Raw genomic sequence first — 2,318 nt, 5'->3', positions numbered from 1 at the left:
GGCGACCGATGATGCCGATATTACGAAATTGCTCCATGGGACCTCTGCGGACAATCGAAAACGCGAAAACCCGATTATGGGCGAAAGCGCCAGATAGACAAAATCCTTTCAGCCTCAAGGGTGGGCTCAGGTTTAAGGCTATGCTCGCAAGATGATCCTGTTTCCCGATTTGCTTCAACTGCCCCATCAATTACGCCATCCCGAAGTGCGGGACCTGGCGTGGGTGATCCTCGCGCCGCCGATGCTCGCCGACACGCCGTGGCCGCAGCGTCATCCGCTGGCCGGCAGCGACTGGGTGCACGACCCGCAGCGTCTCGAACACTGGTTGCGTCAGCTCGACCGCGACAGTTACGGCCTGCTGCAATGGCTGTCCCAGGCGCGCACCCGGCGTCTGGGCCTGTATTACGAACGCCTGTGGCAGTTCGCCGTGGAGCACGCACCGGGCATTGACCTGATCGCCGCCAACCTGCCGATCCGCCGCGCCGGGCACACCCTCGGCGAACTCGACATGCTGCTGCGTGACCGCGACGGCGTGCACCATTTGGAACTGGCGATCAAGCTCTACCTCGGACCGCAGGCTGGCGATGGCCGCGATCCGGCGCAGTGGCTCGGGCCAGGTTGCCATGACCGGCTGGATCGCAAACTGGCGCATCTGGCCGAGCATCAATTACCGATCTCGGCGCGCCCGGAAAGCCGCGAAGTGCTGGCGGCGCTGGATATCGAAACCTTCAGCGCGCAGCTGTGGCTGGGCGGTTATCTGCTGTATCCGTGGCCCGGGCAGGCCGACTCACCGCACGGCGCGCATCCGCAACATCTGCGTGGCAGTTGGCTGCATCAGAAGGACTGGCCGGCGTTTGTCGCCCAACGCCCGCCGGGCCGCTGGCAACCCCTGCCCCGCCACGCCTGGCTGGCGCCGGCGCATTACCCGGCGGATCAGGTCTGGACAGATGAGCACCTGCGTTTGTGGCTGGAAGACCTGCCAGCACTGGCCCCGGCGCAGTTGATGGTGCGCCTGACCGAGAATGCCCAGGGCGAATGGGAAGAGGCGGAGCGGTTGTTTCTGGTGGCGGATCTTTGGCCGAATGTGCCGGGGCAAACCTGAGATTTGTGGTGCCTGAACTGGCCCAATCGCTGGCAAGCCAGCTCCCACAGGTTTCGCGGTGAATACAAATCCTGTGGGAGCTGGCTTGCCAGCGATCGGGCCCACCCGGGTCTACAGCGAAAGCCGCACCGCCAGCGCCGCCAACGTCACCAGCAACACCGGCACCGTCAGCACAATCCCGACGCGGAAGTAATAGCCCCAGCCGATGTGAATGCCCTTGCGCTCCAGCACATGCAACCACAACAAGGTCGCCAGACTGCCGATCGGAGTGATCTTCGGCCCAAGGTCGCTACCGATGACGTTGGCGTAGATCATCGCTTCTTTGATCACGCCGCTGGCCTGACTGGCGTCAATCGACAGCAAGCCGATCAGTACGGTTGGCAAGTTGTTCATGATCGACGACAGCAGCGCCGTCAGCACCCCGGTGCCCATGGCCGCGCCCCACACGCCGTGGCCGGCGAACACATCCAGCCATCCGGCGAGGTAACCGGTGAGCCCGGCGTTGCGCAGGCCGTACACCACCAGGTACATGCCCAGCGAGAAAATCACGATCTGCCACGGCGCTTCTTTCATAACCTTGCGCGTGGAGATTTTGTGACCGCGCGCAGCGATGCCCAGCAGCAGCGCGGCACACACCGCCGAAATTGCGCTGATTGGAATGCCCAGCGGTTCGAGGCCGAAGCAGCCGACCAACAGGATCACCAGCACTGCCCAACCGGCATAGAACGTCGCCTTGTCGTGGATAGCGGTGTGCGGGTTTTCCAGTTGTGCAGGATCGTAAGCCGCCGGGATGTCGCGACGGAAAAACCACAGCAACATGCCCAGCGTCGCCGCCACGCTGACGAAGTTGACCGGCACCATCACCGCTGCATAGCGGTTGAAGCCGATATGGAAGAAATCCGCGGAAACGATGTTGACCAGGTTCGACACCACCAGCGGCAGGCTCGCCGTGTCGGCAATGAACCCGGCGCCCATGACGAATGCCAGCGTCGCCGCCGGTGAAAAGCGCAACGCCAACAGCATCGAAATCACGATCGGCGTGAGAATCAGCGCCGCGCCGTCATTGGCGAACAACGCAGAGACCAGCGCACCAAGCAGCACCATGAAGGCAAACAGTTTGCGCCCACTGCCCCGCCCCCAACGCGCCACGTGCAGCGCTGCCCAATTGAAAAAGCCAGCCTCGTCGAGCAACAGGCTGATGATGATCAGCGCCACG

General features: G+C 63.1%; 2 protein-coding genes. One reads left to right on the top strand and one right to left on the bottom strand.

Going from position 1 to position 2,318, the window contains the following annotated elements; translation table 11 throughout:
* Positions 1–151 precede the first annotated feature (151 nt).
* On the top strand, positions 152–1,102 hold the full coding sequence (locus V6M61_RS15440) for a DUF1853 family protein (RefSeq protein WP_332777470.1): 951 nt from the start codon (positions 152–154) through the stop codon (positions 1,100–1,102).
* Between the two features lie 111 nt (positions 1,103–1,213).
* Here the strand turns inward: V6M61_RS15440 and V6M61_RS15435 are convergent.
* A partial coding sequence (locus V6M61_RS15435) for an arsenic transporter (RefSeq protein ID WP_332777469.1) occupies positions 1,214–2,318 on the bottom strand: 1,105 nt, incomplete at its 5' end.

Source organism: Polaromonas sp., from assembly GCF_036676035.1.
Lineage (GTDB): Bacteria > Pseudomonadota > Gammaproteobacteria > Burkholderiales > Burkholderiaceae_C > Polaromonas.
Note: the sequence above shows the minus strand (reverse complement) of the source record. Positions and strands in the feature narration are given on the sequence as shown.